The sequence below is a fragment of the Streptomyces sp. NPDC057543 genome (genome assembly GCF_042801895.1).
Lineage (GTDB): Bacteria > Actinomycetota > Actinomycetes > Streptomycetales > Streptomycetaceae > Streptomyces.
In genome coordinates this window covers 19047-34521 of the sequence record NZ_JBHVFF010000057.1, presented here as the reverse complement: position 1 = coordinate 34521, position 15475 = coordinate 19047, and the positions used below count along the sequence as shown (strand labels likewise).

Genomic DNA, 15475 nt, shown 5'->3' with positions numbered 1-15475 from the left:
GGTGGGCGTCCTGGTGGGTTCGAGCGGCGGGACGACCGTCCGCGCGGGCCGCGTCGGGACGATGACAGCCGTGGCGGCGGGTTCCGCCGGGACGATCGGCGGGATGACCGCCCCGGTGGGTTCCGTCGCGACGACAGCCGCGGTGGTGGTTCCGGTGGCGGGTTCCGCCGTGATGACCGGCGGGATGACCGCCCCGGTGGGTTCCGTCGCGATGACAGCCGTGGTGGTGGTTCCGGTGGCGGGTTCCGTCGTGATGACCGCGACCGTGACCGTGGGCCGCGCCGGGATGATGACCGGGGTGGGCGTCCTGGTGGGTTCGAGCGGCGGGACGACCGTCCGCGCGGGCCGCGTCGGGACGATGACAGCCGTGGCGGCGGGTTCCGCCGGGACGACAGTCGTGGCGGGGGATATCGCGGGCAGCGCGATGACCGTGGCGGCGGGGGCGGTTACCGCGGTCGCGACGACCGGGGTGGGTACGAGCGGCGGGACGACCGGGACCGCGAGCCCATCAAGCGGCTTCCGATTCCTGACGACGTCACCGGGGACGAGATCGACAAGGACGTGCGGCAGGAGCTGATGAGCCTGCCGAAGACGCTTGCCGAGGACGTTGCCAGGAACCTTGTCATGGTGGCCCGGCTGATCGACGAGGACCCCGAGCAGGCGTATGCGTACTCGCGGATCGCCTTGCGGCTGGCCTCGCGGGTCGCTGCGGTGCGTGAGGCGGCCGGGTTCGCCGCGTACGCGACGCAGAAGTACTCGGAGGCGCTGGCGGAGTTCCGGGCGGCCAAGCGGATGACCGGTTCCGTGGAGCTGTGGCCCGTCATGGCGGACTGCGAGCGTGGACTCGGGCGGCCCGAGCGGGCGATGGCCATGGCCGGCGAGCCCGAGGTGCAGAAGCTCGACAAGGTCGGTCAGGTCGAGATGCGTCTGGTGGCCGCGGGTGCACGCAGGGACATGGGGCAGATCGACGCCGCCATCGTCACGCTGCAGAGCCCCGAGCTCGCCTCGAACGCCGTGCACCCATGGACGCCGCGGCTGCGCTACGCGTACGCGGACGCACTGCTGGCGGCGGGGCGCGAGGACGAGGCGCGTGAGTGGTTCGGGAAGGCGCTGGAGGCCGACAAGGACGGCGCCACCGATGCCTCGGACCGGCTCGCCGAACTGGACGGTGTCGAGTTCGTCGATGCCCTCGGTGACGACGAGGACGAGGACAGGGACGAGAACGATGTCGCCGACGACAGGGGCGAGGCCACTGACAAGGACGGCACGTCCGAGGCGTAAGGCATGAGAGAGGGCGGCACCCGGGAAGGGGTGCCGCCCTTTTTTGTTGCCGTGTGCGTCAACCGAGAGTGAGGCTTCGCAGGACCAGGCCGCTGGCCGGCTTGGGTCCGAAGGAGGTCGACTTGCGGGGCATGGTGACGCCTTGTCGGGCGAGGTCCCGGACGACCTCCTCGCGTACCGGATGCATCAGGACCGCCGTGGCGTTGTGACGTTCGGCCTGTTCGACGGCTGCCGCGGTGTCGTGGATGTACGCGATGTGTTCCGGGGTGTCGGGGATCTGCCAGACATGGTCGAGCAGAGCCGCGTGCAGGACGGTCGCGTCGAGGGTCTGCCAGGCGGTCGGGCGGTCGGGCGGAATCGTACGGTGCAGAAGGTGGTTGTCGGGGTGGTCGACGAGATGGAAGCCGCCGTCGCCCGCGAGCAGGAACGCGTTGCCCTCGGCGGCCGCCTCGGCGAGTGCGTCCAGGGCCTCTGGGAGGGGGCCCTCGACGTCGCGGATGCGGAAGAGGCCGTTCAGTGCGGTGAGGGCGTCGGCGACCGGGAGGCGGTGCAGCAACCGGTGGATGGCGCGGACCCGGAGCGGGTAGCGGGCCGTGTCGACGAGGAGGACCAGGCCGAAGTCCCAGGGGCCGGGCGCGGTGTGCTCCTGCTGGAGACGGAGATAGGTGGCCCAGCGGTGATGGCCGTCGGCGATCAGGGCCTGGTGGTGGGCGAGATCGGTTTCGATCTCGGCCCGGTCGGCCGGGTCGGTCACCGCCCAGAGCCGGTGGCTGTAGCCGTCCTCGGTGGTGGTGGCGAGCAGCGGTGGTCGCTCGATGGTCCGCTCGATGACGGCGGTCGCACCCGAGCCGTCGCCGTTGTTGCGGTACGTGAGCAGCAGTGGTTCGAGGTGGGCGGCGGTGGTGCGCATCAGGTTGGCCCGGTCCTCGACCACATGGGCCATCACGTCCTCGTGCGGCAGCACGATGCCGTCGGCGGGGGCGGAGAGCGCCAGCGCCCCGACGATGCCGCGTTGCAGGATCTCGTCGTTGCGCTGTTCGTAGACGTACAGGGCGGGCTCGGGATCAGGAGCGAGTATGCCCTCGGCCAGCCAGCGGTTCAGGGTGTCGGCGGCCTGATTGTGGCGGGCCGCGGCCGTGTCGGCCTGCGGCAGGATCAGCCGGACGATGTTGTGCGGATCCGCCGACTCCAGGTGGTGCAGCCCGTCGGGGCGCACGACGACGTCGTACGGCGGCGAGGTCACCGCTGCGAGACTACCGACCCGCTCGGGGACGTATCGCAGCCCGCGGAACGGGATGAGACGCAGCCCCTGGCCGGTCGGACCTGATGTGTTCATTTCTGCATCGTATGTGCGTGGGCGCGATGCGCGATGATCTGGACAGAAGCATGGAATGAGGAGCGCAAAGAATGAGTCAGGCGAGCAGGACCAGGCCGGCCGGCAGCAGCACCGCGTTGAACGAGGCGTACGACACGGCGCTGCTCGATCTCGACGGGGTGGTGTACGCGGGCGGCCACGCGATCGTCCACGCCGTCGACTCGCTGGGAGCGGCGCGGGACGGCGGGATGCACCTCGCGTATGTGACCAACAATGCCCTGCGGACCCCGGCCGCGGTGGCCGAGCATCTGACCGAACTCGGGGTTCCGGCCGAGCCCGCCGATGTGATCACCTCGGCACAGGCGGTGGCCCGGTTGATCGCCGATCAACTGCCCGCCGGAGCGCGGGTCCTGGTGGTGGGCGGCGAGGGGCTGCGCGTCGCGTTGCGGGAGCGCGGTCTGGTGCCGGTGGAATCGGCGGACGACGAGCCGGTCGCGGTGGCGCAGGGGTACGGCGGGCCCGACATGACGTGGGGGCGGTTCGCCGAGGCGGCGTACGCGATCGCGCGCGGTGTGCCGTGGTTCGCGTCCAACACGGATCTGACGATTCCGAGCGCCCGGGGGATCGCGCCGGGGAACGGCGCGGCGGTGGAGGTCGTACGGATCGCGACGGGGGCCGAGCCGCAGGTTGCCGGGAAGCCGTTGCCGCCGATGCACCGGGAGACGGTGCTGCGGACCGGGGCCGAACGCCCGTTGGTGGTCGGGGACCGGCTGGATACGGACATCGAGGGGGCGTTCAACGGTGGTGTGGATTCCCTGCTGGTGCTCACCGGGGTGACGGACGCGACGCAGTTGGTGGCTGCCGAGCCGAAGCACCGGCCGACCTATGTGGACGCCGACCTGCGCGGGCTGCTGACCGGACAGCCCGAAGTGACGCGTACGGGCGACGCATTCGGCTGTGGTGGCTGGACGGCGGCGGTGCGCGGCGACGATCTGGTGCTGGAGGGGGAAGGGAGCGTGCTCGACGGGCTGCGGGCGCTCTGCGGGGCGGCGTGGTCCTACGCCGGGGACGGCTCGTGCGGGCTGGACAGCGCGAAGGCGATCGCCAGGCTGGGGCTGTAGGGCGCACGGCTCCCGGTGAAGCGGGCACAAAGGCGAGCACAAAGGCGAGCGCACGGAGAGGGTAGGCTAACCTAAGTAAGCCCTGTGTGGTGTGCCGCCGTCCGGATGGCCCTCGCACCCGATCACCTCCGACTCCGGGAGTACGACCATGCAGCGCCTCACCGCGGACTCGGTGACCCTCGGCTACGACCAGCGGGTCATCGCGGAGAATCTCTCGGTCGAGATACCCGACAATTCGTTCACGGTGATCGTCGGCCCCAACGCCTGTGGCAAGTCGACCCTGTTGCGCGCGCTCTCGCGGATGCTGAAGCCGACCGGCGGGCGGGTGCTCCTGGACGGGCGGACGATCCATGGGATGCCGGCGAAGAAGGTCGCCAAGATGCTGGGGCTGCTGCCGCAGTCCTCCATCGCACCGGACGGCATCACGGTGGCCGACCTGGTCGGGCGCGGCCGGTACCCGCACCAGGGGCTGCTGCGCCAGTGGTCGCCGGACGACGAGCGCATTGTCGAGGAATCGATGACGGCGACCGGAGTCGGCGCGCTTGCCGATCGCTATGTCGACGAATTGTCCGGTGGACAGCGGCAGCGGGTCTGGATCGCCATGGCGCTCGCCCAGCAGACACCGCTGCTGCTGCTCGACGAGCCGACGACGTACCTCGACATCCAGCACCAGATCGACGTCCTCGACCTCTGTGCGGAGCTGCACGAGACGCAGGGGCGCACCCTGGTGGCCGTCCTGCACGATCTGAATCACGCCGCGCGGTACGCCACGCACCTCATCGCGATGCGGGAGGGCGAGGTCATCGCCGAGGGGGCGCCGGGCGAGGTCGTCACCGCGGAGTTGGTGGAGCGGGTCTTCGGCCTGCGCTGCCAGGTCATCGAGGATCCGGAGACGGGGACGCCGTTGGTGGTGCCGGCCGCGCGCAAGCCGCGGAGCGGCGGGGTGGGAGTGCAGGGCAGGGCGTCCGCCGGGGCGTCGGCGCCGGCCAGGAGCTGACCGGGCTGACTGCCGGGCCGCTCCCGGGGAAACGGCCCGTCCCGCGGCTACAGCAGCGACCTGAGTCTCAGCAGATCGCGGAAGCCGGCCTCCAGCCGGACCCGGCCCGACCCCCACGCCTTGGCGAAGTTCAGCTCGCCGTTCACCATCGTCACCAGGTCGTCGCCGGTCATCGAGAGCCGGATCTCCGCCTTCTCCCGGGGCGGGCCCTCGACCGTCTCCAGGACCTGGATCCGGCCGTGGGCCAGCCGGCCGGTGAAGGTGACGTCGAGATCCTTGATGTGGCAGCTCAGGGAGCGGTCGAGGGCGGCCGCGCTGCGCACGTCGCCGTCGGCCCCCGCGAGGTTGTCGGAAAGTTTGTCGAGTGCGCTGCGGCACTCCGCCATGGTCGCCATTGTGATCGACGGTACCGCAGCCCTTCGCTGTAGCGTTTCCCGCATGAGCGACTCGATGCCGGGGCCCGGGACGGCGGCCCGAACAGCGCCCGGAGCGACCCCCGTGGGGGTGGCGCAGGACCCGTCCACGGGAACCCCCGACGGCGCGGGCGTGCCCCCGGCCCCGGCCGCCGTGCCCTCTCCCGAGCCTGCCGCACCCGCGCCCCTCGGCATCGGACGCACCCCCACCGGCGACGCCGACGTCGACGCGCGGCTGGAGCGTCTCGCCGATGCGGACCACCTACCGGCGGACGGACACATCGAGGTGTACGAGGATGTACACCGTGGGCTGCGCGATGCGCTGACCGCGCTGGACGCCAGGCCCGCACCCGCACCGGTACCCGCACCGATGCCCTCGTACGACAACAGGAGCTGAACCGAACGTGGCAGGAGTGGCACGTCGCCGCCTCGACGCCGAGCTGGTACGCCGTAAGCTCGCCCGCTCGCGCGAGCATGCGAGCCAGCTGATCGCCGCAGGGCGGGTGACCGTCGGAGGCAACACCGCGACCAAACCCGCCACCCAGGTCGAGACCAGCGCCGCGGTGGTCGTCATCAAGGACGACAGCGACCCAGAGTACGTCTCGCGCGGCGGGCACAAGCTCGCCGGCGCCCTCGCCGCCTTCGTGCCCCTCGGGCTGAAGGTCGAGGGGCGGCGGGCGCTGGACGCCGGGGCGTCGACCGGCGGCTTCACCGACGTACTGCTGCGCGCCGGAGTCGGCCATGTCGTCGCGGTCGACGTGGGCTACGGGCAGCTCGCCTGGTCACTGCAGTCCGATGAACGCGTCACCGTCAAGGACCGCACCAACGTACGTGAATTGACGCTGGAGGCGATCGACGGAGCGGCGGTGGACCTGGTCGTCGGCGATCTGTCGTTCATTCCGCTGGGGCTGGTCCTGCCCGCCCTGGCGCGCTGCGCCGCCCCGGACGCGGATCTGGTCCTCATGGTCAAGCCGCAGTTCGAGGTCGGCAAGGAGCGGCTCGGCAGCGGCGGGGTGGTACGCAGCCCCGAACTGCGGGCCGAAGCGGTACGGGAGGTGGCGCGCCGGGCCTGGGCGCTGGGCCTCGGAGTGCGGGGGGTGACAGCGAGCCCGTTGCCTGGCCCCTCGGGAAATGTCGAGTACTTTCTGTGGCTGCGGGCCGGAGCACCTGAGCTGGATCCCGCGGATGTCGACCGTGCAGTGGCGGAGGGGCCTCGTTGACGACGAATGCGGCACGAACTGTCTTTCTTTTGGCACACACCGGCCGCCCGGCCGCGATCCGCAGCGCCGAGCTGGTCGTGCAGGGACTGCTCCGCAGCGGCCTCGGCGTCCGCGTGCTGGCCACCGAGGCGGCGGATCTGCCACTGCCGTCGGCCGTCGAGACGGCCACGGACACCACGCCGGCGGCCGTGGACGGCTGTGAGCTGCTGGTCGTGCTCGGCGGGGACGGGACGCTGCTGCGCGGCGCCGAGCTCTCCCGGGCCTCCGGGGTGCCGATGCTCGGCGTCAACCTCGGCCGGGTCGGCTTCCTCGCCGAGGCCGAGCGCGACGACCTGGACAAGGTCGTCGACCGGGTCGTCACCCGGGCGTACCAGGTCGAGGAACGCATGACGCTCGACGTCGTCGTGCGCAGCAACGGCGACATCGTCCACACCGACTGGGCGCTCAACGAAGCGGCTGTTCAGAAGGTGTCGCCCGAGCGGATGCTGGAGGTCGTCCTGGAGATCGACGGCCGCCCGGTGACCGGGTTCGGCTGCGACGGGATCGTCTGCGCGACCCCGACCGGATCGACCGCCTACGCCTTCTCGGCGGGCGGTCCCGTCGTCTGGCCCGAGGTCGAGGCGCTGCTGATGGTACCGATCAGCGCCCACGCGCTGTTCGCCAAGCCGCTGGTGACCTCGCCGACCTCGGTGCTCGCCGTCGAGGTCCAGCAGCACACCCCGCACGGGGTGCTGTGGTGCGACGGCCGCAGGACCGTGGAGCTGCCCGCGGGCGCGCGGGTCGAGGTGCGGCGCGGCGCGGTGCCCGTACGGCTGGCAAGGCTGCACCACGCCTCGTTCACGGACCGGCTGGTCGCGAAGTTCGCACTGCCCGTCTCGGGGTGGCGGGGCGCGCCGCACTGACCGGCGGACATCGTCCCGGCGGCGGCGCACGTACCGAAGGTGCACACGGGAGAGTGAACCCCGGAGGGCGGGGTCCGTCGCACACCGGGGCCCGGACCTCGTAAGGTCGTGTCCGTGTTGGAGGAGATGAGGATACGGTCGCTCGGAGTCATCGACGACGCGGTGGTCGAGCTGTCGCCCGGTTTCACCGCGGTGACGGGTGAGACCGGCGCGGGCAAGACCATGGTCGTCACCAGCTTGGGGCTGCTGCTCGGTGGGCGTGCCGATCCCGCCCTGGTACGGATCGGGGCCAAGGCCGCGGTCGTCGAGGGGCGGATCACGGTGTCCGACGGCGACACCGTGGCCCTGCGGGCCGAGGAGGCCGGGGCCGAGTTCGACGACGGCGCGCTGCTGATCAGCCGGACCGTTTCCGCGGAGGGGCGCTCCCGGGCGCATCTCGGCGGCAGATCCGTGCCGGTGGGGGTGCTCGCCGAGCTCGCCGACGAACTCGTCGCCGTGCACGGCCAGACCGACCAGCAGGGGCTGCTCAAGCCCGCGCGGCAGCGGCAGGCACTCGACCGGTACGCGGGCGACGGTGTCGCCGTGCCGCACGCCGAGTACGCGGCGGCGTACCGCAGGCTGCGGGCCGTCGTCACGGAGCTCGACGAGCTGACCACGCGCGCCCGCGAACGCGCCCAGGAGGCGGATCTGCTGCGCTTCGGGCTGGGCGAGATCGCCGCGGTCGAACCACGGGCGGGCGAGGACGGCGACCTGGCCGCCGAGGCCGAGCGGCTCGGCCACGCCGAAGCGCTCGCCTCCGCCGCGTCCCTCGCGCACACCGCGCTCGCGGGCAATCCGGAGGACCCGGAGGGCGTCGACGCGACGACCGTGGTCGCGGCCGCCGGACGTTCCCTGGACGCCGTACGGGCCCACGATCCGGCGCTGGCCGCGCTCGCCGACCGGATCGGCGAGATCTCGATCCTGCTCGCCGACGTGGCGGGCGAACTGGCCGGGTACGCCGACCAGCTGGACGCCGATCCCCTGCGGCTCGCCGCGGTGGAGGAGCGGCGCGCCGCGCTCACCGGCCTCACCCGCAAGTACGGCGAGGACATCACCGCCGTGCTCGCCTGGGCCGAGGAAGGGGCCGCCCGGCTCACCGAACTGGAGGGCGACGACGACCGCATCGGCGAGCTGACGGCGGAGCGGGACGCGCTGCGCGCCGAACTCTCCGGCCTCGGACAGGCACTGACCGATGCGCGTACGGGGGCGGCGGAGCGCTTCGCCGACGCGGTGACCGCGGAACTGGCCTCCCTGGCCATGCCGCACGCCCGGGTCTCCTTCGACATCCGGCAGACCGAGGCGGCCGACGAGGCGTCCGGCATCGAGATCGACGGGCGGAGCGTGGCTTACGGGCCGTCCGGCGCCGACGAGGTCGAGCTCCTGCTGGCCCCGCACCCCGGCGCCCAGCCGCGGCCGATCGCCAAGGGCGCGTCGGGCGGTGAACTGTCCCGGGTGATGCTCGCCGTCGAGGTGGTCTTCGCCGGCTCCGATCCCGTACCCACGTACCTCTTCGACGAGGTCGACGCGGGGGTCGGCGGCAAGGCCGCCGTCGAGGTCGGGCGGCGGCTCGCGAAGCTCGCCAGGTCCGCGCAGGTCGTCGTCGTGACGCATCTGCCGCAGGTGGCGGCCTTCGCCGACCGTCAGCTGCTGGTCGAGAAGACGGTCGACGGGTCGGTGACCAGCAGCGGGGTCACGGTCCTGGAGGGCGAGGACCGGGTACGGGAGCTGTCCCGGATGCTCGCGGGCCAGGAGGACTCGCAGACGGCACGGGCCCATGCGGAGGAACTGCTGGCCGCGGCGCGGGCGGACGGGTAGCAGGGCGGGCGCACGGTTGCGGTTTCGGCGCACGGTAGCGAGCGGGCTGCGCGGCCGGTCGGCGCGGGTTCGTGTCCGGCCGCCGGGTGGCTTGTGCGTTGAGCCCACCCGGCGCGCGTCCGTGCCGAGTTGCCGGGTCCGCCCGGCGGTCTCCGTACGGGGCGGCCGCCGGGCGGAGCCTGCGGACCGGTGCGTAGCCTGGCCTGCATGGGAGCAGCATTCAGCAGGGCCGCCGTTTCCGGTGCCGTCGCGGCCGTCGTCGCGGGAGGTGTGTACCGGGCGTTGCGGGCCCGGCCGCGCAGGGGCTGGCAGCGCACCAACTACGCGGGCCGCACCGTCGATCTGTACGCGGGACCGGCCGTCGCCCTCGGCGCCGCAGCCGGAACCGCCGTCCTGCCCCTCCCGGCCCGCACCAGGTACGCCGCCGCGCTCGCCGTACTCGCGGCAGGCGGTTGCGGGGCGTACGACGACCTCGCCGGTGCGGACGATCCGCGCCGCGGGTTCCGCGCCCACCTGGGGGCTCTGCGGGGCGGTGAGGTGACCAGCGGCGCGGTGAAGCTGTTCGGGATCGGGGCCGCCGGGCTCGCCGCCGGTGCGCTGCTCAAGGACCGGCCCGTCGAACGGATCCTCGCCGGGGTCGTGATCGCCGCGACCGCGCACCTCGTCAACCTGACGGACGTACGGCCCGCGGCGGCCGCCGCCACCGTGCTCGCCCTCGGGGCCCCGGGCCTGTTGGGCGGCCCGCTCGCCGCCGCGCCGATGGGGGCCGTGGCGGCCCTCGTCGCCGACGACCTGGGGGAGCGCACCATGATCGGGGACACCGGGGCCCACGCCCTGGGCGCCGCGATCGGGGTCGCCATCGTCGCGGGCCGTGGCCGGGCCGGGCTCGTCGCCCACGCGGCGGGGCTCGTCGCGGCGACGGTGTACGGGGACCGGGTCAGCCGGCTCGTCCAGTTGACGGCGGATCGCTGACGCGGAGACCCGGGAGCACGGTCACGGCAACATCGCGCCGCTTCGTCACCCGTGCGAGTGGTACGCCATGACGGGTTGCTGTTGTATGCACCGCGACAGTGGCTCGACTGTGCCGGAACGTGCGTACGGACTGGCATCCTTGGCGGTGCCATCACCCGCACAGGGACCCCCGGGAGCCATTCAACGTGTCACAGCTGCGTACGGTCCAAGTCCTGGGCGGAGGCAGCGCGGGCAGCAGCGCCCACGTCGGCTCGCTGGCCGCGGGGCTGGTCGCGAGAGGCGTGCACGTCACCGTCTGCGCCCCGGCCGAACTGGACCACGCCTACGACTTCTCCGGTACGGGCGCCCGGTTCACCCCCGTACCGCGGCGCAGCGATCCCGCGGCCGTCGCCGCGCTGCGTGCCGCCTGCCTGACGGCGGACGTGGTCCACGCACACGGTCTGCACGCCGCCGTGCGCGCCGCTCTCGCGCTCGGCGGCCGGCGTGTCCCGCTGGTCGTCACCTGGCACGCCCGCGCGCACGCCGAAGGCGCCCGCAGCCGACTGCTCCACCTGATGGAGCGAAGGGCCGCCCGTACGGCGGCGGTTGTGCTCGGTACGACGTCGGACCTGGTCGACCGAGCGCGGCTCCGAGGCGCGCGCGATGCCCGGCTCTCGCCGGTCTCCGCCCCGGTGCAGACCCCCGTCGCCCTCGTCAACGAAGACAAGACGCGGGCCGAACTCGGCGCGGTGGAACGGCCGTTGATCATGTCGTACGGGAGCCTCGTACCGCACCACGGGTACGACATGCTGCTCGACGCGGCACGAGTATGGCGCGAAATCGACCCCGTACCGCTGCTGATCATCGTGGGGGAGGGGCACGAGCGGGCCGCTCTGCAGCGCCGGATCCGGAACGAGGACCTGGCCGTACGGATCGTCGGCAGCCGCGACGACATCGCGGCACTCCTCGCCGTCGCCGATCTGGCCGTGCTGTCCAGCAGGTGGGAGGCGCGCTCGGTGCTGGCCCAGGAGGCGCTGCGGCTCGGCGTTCCGCTGGTCGCCACCGCGGTCGGAGGTGTGCCCGAACTCGTGGGGGACGCCGCGGAGCTCGTACCGTTCGGGAACGCCGAGGCGCTCGGGCGGGCGGTGGCCCGGCTGCTCGGCGATCCGGAGCGGCGTGCGGAGCTGGTGGCCGCAGGGCATGCGCAGGCCGCGAGTTGGCCGACGGAGGACGACACGATCGCGCAGGTGCTCAGCGTCTACGACGAGTTGACACAGCCGCTGGCGGCAGCCCGGCCACGGTGAACGGGCTGCTCGTCGGACCGCTCCGGTGCTACGAGGTGTGGCGGCGGGCGCGCAGGGCCAGGCTCAGGGCCAGGACGGCCTGGGGGTCGTCCAGATCGGTGCCGAGGAGCTCGCCGATGCGGGCCAGTCGGTTGTACAACGTCTGGCGGTTCAGGTGCAGTTCGCGTGCCGTCTCCGCCTTGCGGCCCGCGTGGGCGAGATACGTCTCCAACGTCGGTAGCAGCGGAGGGCGCGAGGCGCGGTCGTGATCGCGCAGCGGACCGATCGCCCGGTCCACGAACGCCGCCAGATCCGGATGGTCCCGCAGCCGCCACAGCAGCAGATCGATGTCCAGGCGCCGGGCGTCGTACCAGGGCCGGTCGCTGAGACCGTGCGCGGCCGTCGCCGTCTCCGCCGCGTGCCGCAGCCCCGCTCCGGCCGCCGCCCAGCCGCCCGCCACGCCCACCACCACGACCGGCGGATGCGATCCGGCGCGCTCGAGACCGGCCCGCTCCACACCGGCGCGCAGCGCCGCCGCGACCCGGTCCGCGACCGCCGTGCGCTCCGTCTCCGACCGCAGCCCCAGCAGCACCGGAACCCGTCCCTCCACGGGCCGCACGCCGAGCAGCACCGGCACACCCACCGATGAGAGCTCCTCCAGCACCGCCCGTGCCAGCAGTGCCCAGTTTCCCGACACGGACAGCTCGGGAGCCAGCCGCATCACCACCGGGAGCAGCGGCATGTCACCCGGTTTGAAGCCCAGCACGCGGGCCTGCGCCGGCGCGTCCTCCGGCGTGATCCGGCCCTCCGCGAGATCCGTCAGGAAGTCGCCCCGGCCGCGCGCCGCGAGCTCCTCCTCCTGGCGGGCCTGCATCAGTACGACGGCGAGAATCCCGGCCGCCCGCTCCGCCGCCATCCGGTGCACCGGCACCAGCGGCCCGGACACGGCCAGCAGCACCAGCCTGGCCCGTACGGAACCCGTCCCGGGACCGCCGCCCGGCACATCCACCAGGACCGAGCCGGCGGGTGGCGACTCACGGGCCGCCCGGCCGCCGCGCATCCCGTCCCACACCTGGAGCGGATCGGCGCCGACCGGGCCGGACGTGGGGCCCGCCGCGTACAGCAACTGGCCGTCCGCCGTCTCCAGGAAGACCGGATTGGCCGCGAAGTCCGCGAGGATCCCCAGCACCTGGGGCACGCCGCCACCGCCGAGCAGCGCCTCCGTGCACCGCCGGTGCACGTCCTCGGCCTGTCGCAGCAGCGCGTAGTGACCGTTGACGATCTCGGTGTGGATCTCCTCGGTCACCGTCACGAACGGCACCTCCCGGTGCAGCTGGACCAGCGGCAGACCGGCCGCGCGGGCGGCGTCCACGATCGACGCGGGCAGCCTGCCGAACCGCGGTCCGAGCTCCACCACCAGGGCGGCGATCTGGCGGTCGGCGAGCCTGCGGACGAAGGCACGCTGCTCGGCGGGGCGCGTGCCGAGCCCCAGGCCGGTGGTGAGCAGCAGCTCGCCCCCCTTGAGCAGTGAAGCGATGTTCGGGACCTCGCCCGCGTGCACCCAGCGCACCGTACGGTTCAGCCGGTCCGTGCCGGCCACCACCTCCGGCAGCCCGCTGCGCAGTCCCGGCAGCTCAAGGGCCCGCTGCACGGTGATTCCGCCCTGATTGTCCATGGGGTCGGACGCTACCCGTGCTCGCGCTCCGGAGACATCACCGGGTGGTCACGGACCGGACCGTGAGGCCTTTCTTCCTGACAACTCGTCGCGCGGACAGGCGAATTGAACGAACCCCTGTCGATTGTGGCGTACGCCACAAGGGGTCGGGCCGTGAAAGGCGCAGCGACGCGGGTCAGCCGCCGGCCGCCGTCAATCCCATCCCGTGTCCTCTTGGCCATGCGGTGGACATCGCCGCTGCGAAGAGGACACGGGATCAGGATTCCCACCCGGCTGTCAGCCGACGTACGCCCCGCTCGCCGTCAGGCGCAGTGCCGTGTCGATCAGCGGCACATGGCTGAACGCCTGGGGGAAGTTCCCCACCTGGCGCTGCAGTCGGGGATCCCACTCCTCCGCGAGCAGGCCCAGATCATTGCGCAGGGACAGCAGCCGCTCGAAGAGCTGGCGTGCCTCGTCGACCCGGCCGATCATCGCCAGGTCGTCGGCCAGCCAGAACGAGCAGGCCAGGAACGCGCCCTCGTCGCCCTCCAGTCCGTCGACGCCCGCGTCCTCGCCCTTGGTGGGGTAGCGAAGCACGAAGCCGTCCTCCGTGGACAGTTCGCGCTGGATCGCCTCGATCGTGCCGATCACGCGCTTGTCGTCCGGCGGGAGGAATCCCATCTGGGGGATCAGCAGGAGGGAGGCGTCCAGCTCCTGCGATCCGTAGGACTGGGTGAAGGTGTTGCGTTCCTTGTCGTAGCCCCGGTCGCAGACATCGCGGTGGATGTCGTCGCGCAGCTCGCGCAGCCGCTCCAGCGGCCCCTCCGCGTCCCCGGACTCGATCAGCTTGATGGTGCGGTCGACGGCGACCCAGGCCATCACCTTCGAGTGGACGAAGTGCCGGCGTGGGCCGCGCACCTCCCAGATGCCCTCGTCCGGCTCGTCCCAGTGCTTCTCCAGGTACTCGATCAGCTTGAGCTGGAGGCCCGTCGCGTAGTCGTTGCGGGTCAGGCCGGTCATATGGGCGAGGTGCAGTGCCTCGGTGACCTCGCCGTACACATCCAGCTGGAGCTGGCCCGCGGCGCCGTTGCCGACCCGGACCGGGCCGGAGTTCTCGTAACCGGGCAGCCAGTCCAGCTCGGCCTCGCCCAGCTCGCGCTCGCCCGCGATGCCGTACATGATCTGCAGGTTCTCCGGGTCGCCGGCGACCGCCCGCAGCAGCCACTCGCGCCAGGCGCGGGCCTCCTCGCGGTAGCCGGTGCGCAGCAGGGAGGAGAGGGTGATCGCGGCGTCGCGCAGCCAGGTGTAGCGGTAGTCCCAGTTCCGGGAGCCGCCGATGTCCTCGGGCAGGGAGGTGGTCGGCGCGGCGACGATGCCACCGGTCGGCGCGTACGTCAGGGCCTTGAGGGTGATCAGCGAGCGGACCACGGCCTCGCGGTAGGGCCCGTGGTACGTGCACTGCTCGACCCATTCACGCCAGAAGTCCGCGGTCGCGTCCAGCGAGCCCTCCGGGTCCGGCAGGCCCGGCGGCTCGTGGTGCGAGGGCTGCCAGCTGATCGTGAACGCGATCCGGTCGCCCGGCGCGACCGTGAAATCGGAGTACGTCGTCAGGTTCTCGCCGTAGGTGTCGGCTGGGGTGTCCAGCCAGACGGAGTCCGGGCCGGCGACGGCGACCGTACGGCCGTCGACCTTGTGCACCCACGGCGTCACCCGCCCGTAGCTGAACCGCATCCGCAGCTCGGAGCGCATCGGTACCCGGCCGCTGATCCCCTCCACGATGCGGATGACCTGCGGGGCACCATCACGCGGGGGCATGAAATCGGTCACTCTGACCGTTCCGTGCGGTGTGTCCCACTCCGATTCCAGGACGAGGGAGTCCCCGCGGTAGCGGCGGCGGTCCGCGGACGGCGGCTCCGCCCCGTCCTCCCGCGCCGGTCCCAGGCGCCAGAAGCCGTGCTCCTCGGTACCCAGAAGTCCGGCGAAAATGGCATGCGAATCGAAGCGGGGAAGGCACAGCCAGTCCACTGTGCCGTCCCGGCAGACCAGGGCGGCGGTCTGCATGTCTCCGATGAGTGCGTAATCCTCGATGCGCCCGGCCACGTGCATCTCCAGTCGAACGGCCATGTCGCCCCGTAGGGCATTACTGCGGGTCAAGAGGTCGTCGCAAGGGGTTGTTGTGGGGGAACCTGCGAGCTCGGTACCTCGCCCGGAGCGAGTGTCCGAGCAGGATACGACGCACCGGAATGATCTGCGCGACTGTCTCAGAAACGCTCATCGATGTGCCTGAGCCGAACGGGTGTGGTGTGAGGGGCCTGCGGTGATCACGTGGGGTGTCTGTGCGGGGTGTGGCCGGAAGCAGGCCCCCTTTGTCGCTGATACCCTGGTAGCCCGTGGACCGGTGGTCGTCCGCAACAGCAGACGAGGCCCCCGAACCGCAGCGACGGCACCTCCGGAACTCTCCGGACGGCAACGCCGGTACGCACC

13 protein-coding genes and 1 pseudogene are annotated in these 15475 nt (G+C 72.3%); 10 read left to right on the top strand and 4 right to left on the bottom strand.

What is annotated here, in order from left to right:
* A pseudogene (locus tag ACFU8Q_RS12800) lies at positions 1 to 577 on the top strand (hypothetical protein); the annotation flags it as partial.
* Positions 577 to 1281, top strand: a complete 705-nt coding sequence (locus ACFU8Q_RS12795; protein ID WP_384451866.1) for a tetratricopeptide repeat protein — start codon at positions 577 to 579, stop codon at positions 1279 to 1281. The pseudogene ACFU8Q_RS12800 and the gene ACFU8Q_RS12795, both read left to right, overlap by 1 nt.
* 58 nt (positions 1282 to 1339) lie before the next feature.
* Here ACFU8Q_RS12795 and ACFU8Q_RS12790 read toward each other — a convergent pair whose 3' ends face one another.
* Positions 1340 to 2617 (bottom strand): DUF1015 family protein, encoded by a 1278-nt coding sequence (locus ACFU8Q_RS12790; protein ID WP_384451863.1) that lies wholly within the window; start codon positions 2615 to 2617, stop codon positions 1340 to 1342.
* A gap of 71 nt (positions 2618 to 2688) precedes the next feature.
* On the opposite strand from ACFU8Q_RS12790, the gene ACFU8Q_RS12785 reads away from it, so the two are divergent.
* The gene (locus ACFU8Q_RS12785; protein ID WP_384451860.1) at positions 2689 to 3717 is read left to right on the top strand and encodes an HAD hydrolase-like protein; all 1029 of its coding nucleotides are present in this window, start codon (positions 2689 to 2691) and stop codon (positions 3715 to 3717) included.
* Between the two features lie 148 nt (positions 3718 to 3865).
* Entirely contained in the window at positions 3866 to 4714 is an 849-nt protein-coding gene (locus ACFU8Q_RS12780) for an ABC transporter ATP-binding protein (RefSeq protein WP_384451858.1), read from the top strand.
* Positions 4715 to 4761: 47 nt separating this feature from the next.
* Here ACFU8Q_RS12780 and ACFU8Q_RS12775 read toward each other — a convergent pair whose 3' ends face one another.
* Positions 4762 to 5109 (bottom strand): SCP2 sterol-binding domain-containing protein, encoded by a 348-nt coding sequence (locus ACFU8Q_RS12775; protein WP_384451856.1) that lies wholly within the window; start codon positions 5107 to 5109, stop codon positions 4762 to 4764.
* Positions 5110 to 5152: 43 nt separating this feature from the next.
* Here ACFU8Q_RS12775 and ACFU8Q_RS12770 point away from each other — a divergent pair, with 43 nt between their 5' ends.
* The 6 genes from ACFU8Q_RS12770 (at position 5153) to ACFU8Q_RS12745 (ending at position 11358) form a co-directional block, all read left to right on the top strand.
* Positions 5153 to 5524, top strand: coding sequence for a hypothetical protein (locus ACFU8Q_RS12770; protein ID WP_384451853.1), 372 nt, complete (start codon positions 5153 to 5155; stop codon positions 5522 to 5524).
* A 7-nt stretch (positions 5525 to 5531) separates the two neighbouring features.
* Positions 5532 to 6347: a TlyA family RNA methyltransferase gene (locus ACFU8Q_RS12765; protein WP_384451851.1), complete on the top strand. Its 816-nt coding sequence runs from the start codon at positions 5532 to 5534 to the stop codon at positions 6345 to 6347.
* Positions 6344 to 7249: an NAD kinase gene (locus tag ACFU8Q_RS12760; protein ID WP_384451848.1), complete on the top strand. Its 906-nt coding sequence runs from the start codon at positions 6344 to 6346 to the stop codon at positions 7247 to 7249. The genes ACFU8Q_RS12765 and ACFU8Q_RS12760 overlap by 4 nt, the downstream gene beginning before the upstream one ends.
* 108 nt (positions 7250 to 7357) lie before the next feature.
* Positions 7358 to 9103, top strand: coding sequence for a DNA repair protein RecN (gene recN / locus ACFU8Q_RS12755; protein ID WP_384451845.1), 1746 nt, complete (start codon positions 7358 to 7360; stop codon positions 9101 to 9103).
* 207 nt (positions 9104 to 9310) lie between these two features.
* Positions 9311 to 10075 carry a hypothetical protein gene (locus ACFU8Q_RS12750; protein ID WP_384451842.1) on the top strand — a complete coding sequence of 255 codons (765 nt, stop codon included), beginning with the start codon at positions 9311 to 9313 and terminating at the stop codon, positions 10073 to 10075.
* 185 nt (positions 10076 to 10260) lie between these two features.
* Positions 10261 to 11358, top strand: a complete 1098-nt coding sequence (locus ACFU8Q_RS12745; RefSeq protein ID WP_384451840.1) for a glycosyltransferase family 4 protein — start codon at positions 10261 to 10263, stop codon at positions 11356 to 11358.
* A 28-nt stretch (positions 11359 to 11386) separates the two neighbouring features.
* Here the strand turns inward: ACFU8Q_RS12745 and ACFU8Q_RS12740 are convergent, their stop codons facing one another.
* Both ACFU8Q_RS12740 and ACFU8Q_RS12735 read right to left on the bottom strand, forming a co-directional pair.
* Positions 11387 to 13012, bottom strand: coding sequence for a PucR family transcriptional regulator (locus ACFU8Q_RS12740; protein WP_384451838.1), 1626 nt, complete (start codon positions 13010 to 13012; stop codon positions 11387 to 11389).
* Positions 13013 to 13288: 276 nt separating this feature from the next.
* Positions 13289 to 15091: a glycoside hydrolase family 15 protein gene (locus ACFU8Q_RS12735; protein WP_384451875.1), complete on the bottom strand. Its 1803-nt coding sequence runs from the start codon at positions 15089 to 15091 to the stop codon at positions 13289 to 13291.
* Positions 15092 to 15475 lie beyond the last annotated feature (384 nt).

What these genes read in the sequence shown, in the direction of transcription:
- ACFU8Q_RS12770 (WP_384451853.1), top strand. Translation starts at nt 5,153, where the DNA reads ATGAGCGACTCGATGCCGGGGCCCGGGACGGCGGCCCGAACAGCGCCC.
- ACFU8Q_RS12785 (WP_384451860.1), top strand. Translation starts at nt 2,689, where the DNA reads ATGAGTCAGGCGAGCAGGACCAGGCCGGCCGGCAGCAGCACCGCGTTG.
- ACFU8Q_RS12775 (WP_384451856.1), bottom strand. Translation starts at nt 5,109, where the DNA reads ATGGCGACCATGGCGGAGTGCCGCAGCGCACTCGACAAACTTTCCGAC.
- ACFU8Q_RS12790 (WP_384451863.1), bottom strand. Translation starts at nt 2,617, where the DNA reads ATGAACACATCAGGTCCGACCGGCCAGGGGCTGCGTCTCATCCCGTTC.
- ACFU8Q_RS12795 (WP_384451866.1), top strand. Translation starts at nt 577, where the DNA reads ATGAGCCTGCCGAAGACGCTTGCCGAGGACGTTGCCAGGAACCTTGTC.
- ACFU8Q_RS12750 (WP_384451842.1), top strand. Translation starts at nt 9,311, where the DNA reads ATGGGAGCAGCATTCAGCAGGGCCGCCGTTTCCGGTGCCGTCGCGGCC.
- ACFU8Q_RS12780 (WP_384451858.1), top strand. Translation starts at nt 3,866, where the DNA reads ATGCAGCGCCTCACCGCGGACTCGGTGACCCTCGGCTACGACCAGCGG.
- ACFU8Q_RS12740 (WP_384451838.1), bottom strand. Translation starts at nt 13,012, where the DNA reads ATGGACAATCAGGGCGGAATCACCGTGCAGCGGGCCCTTGAGCTGCCG.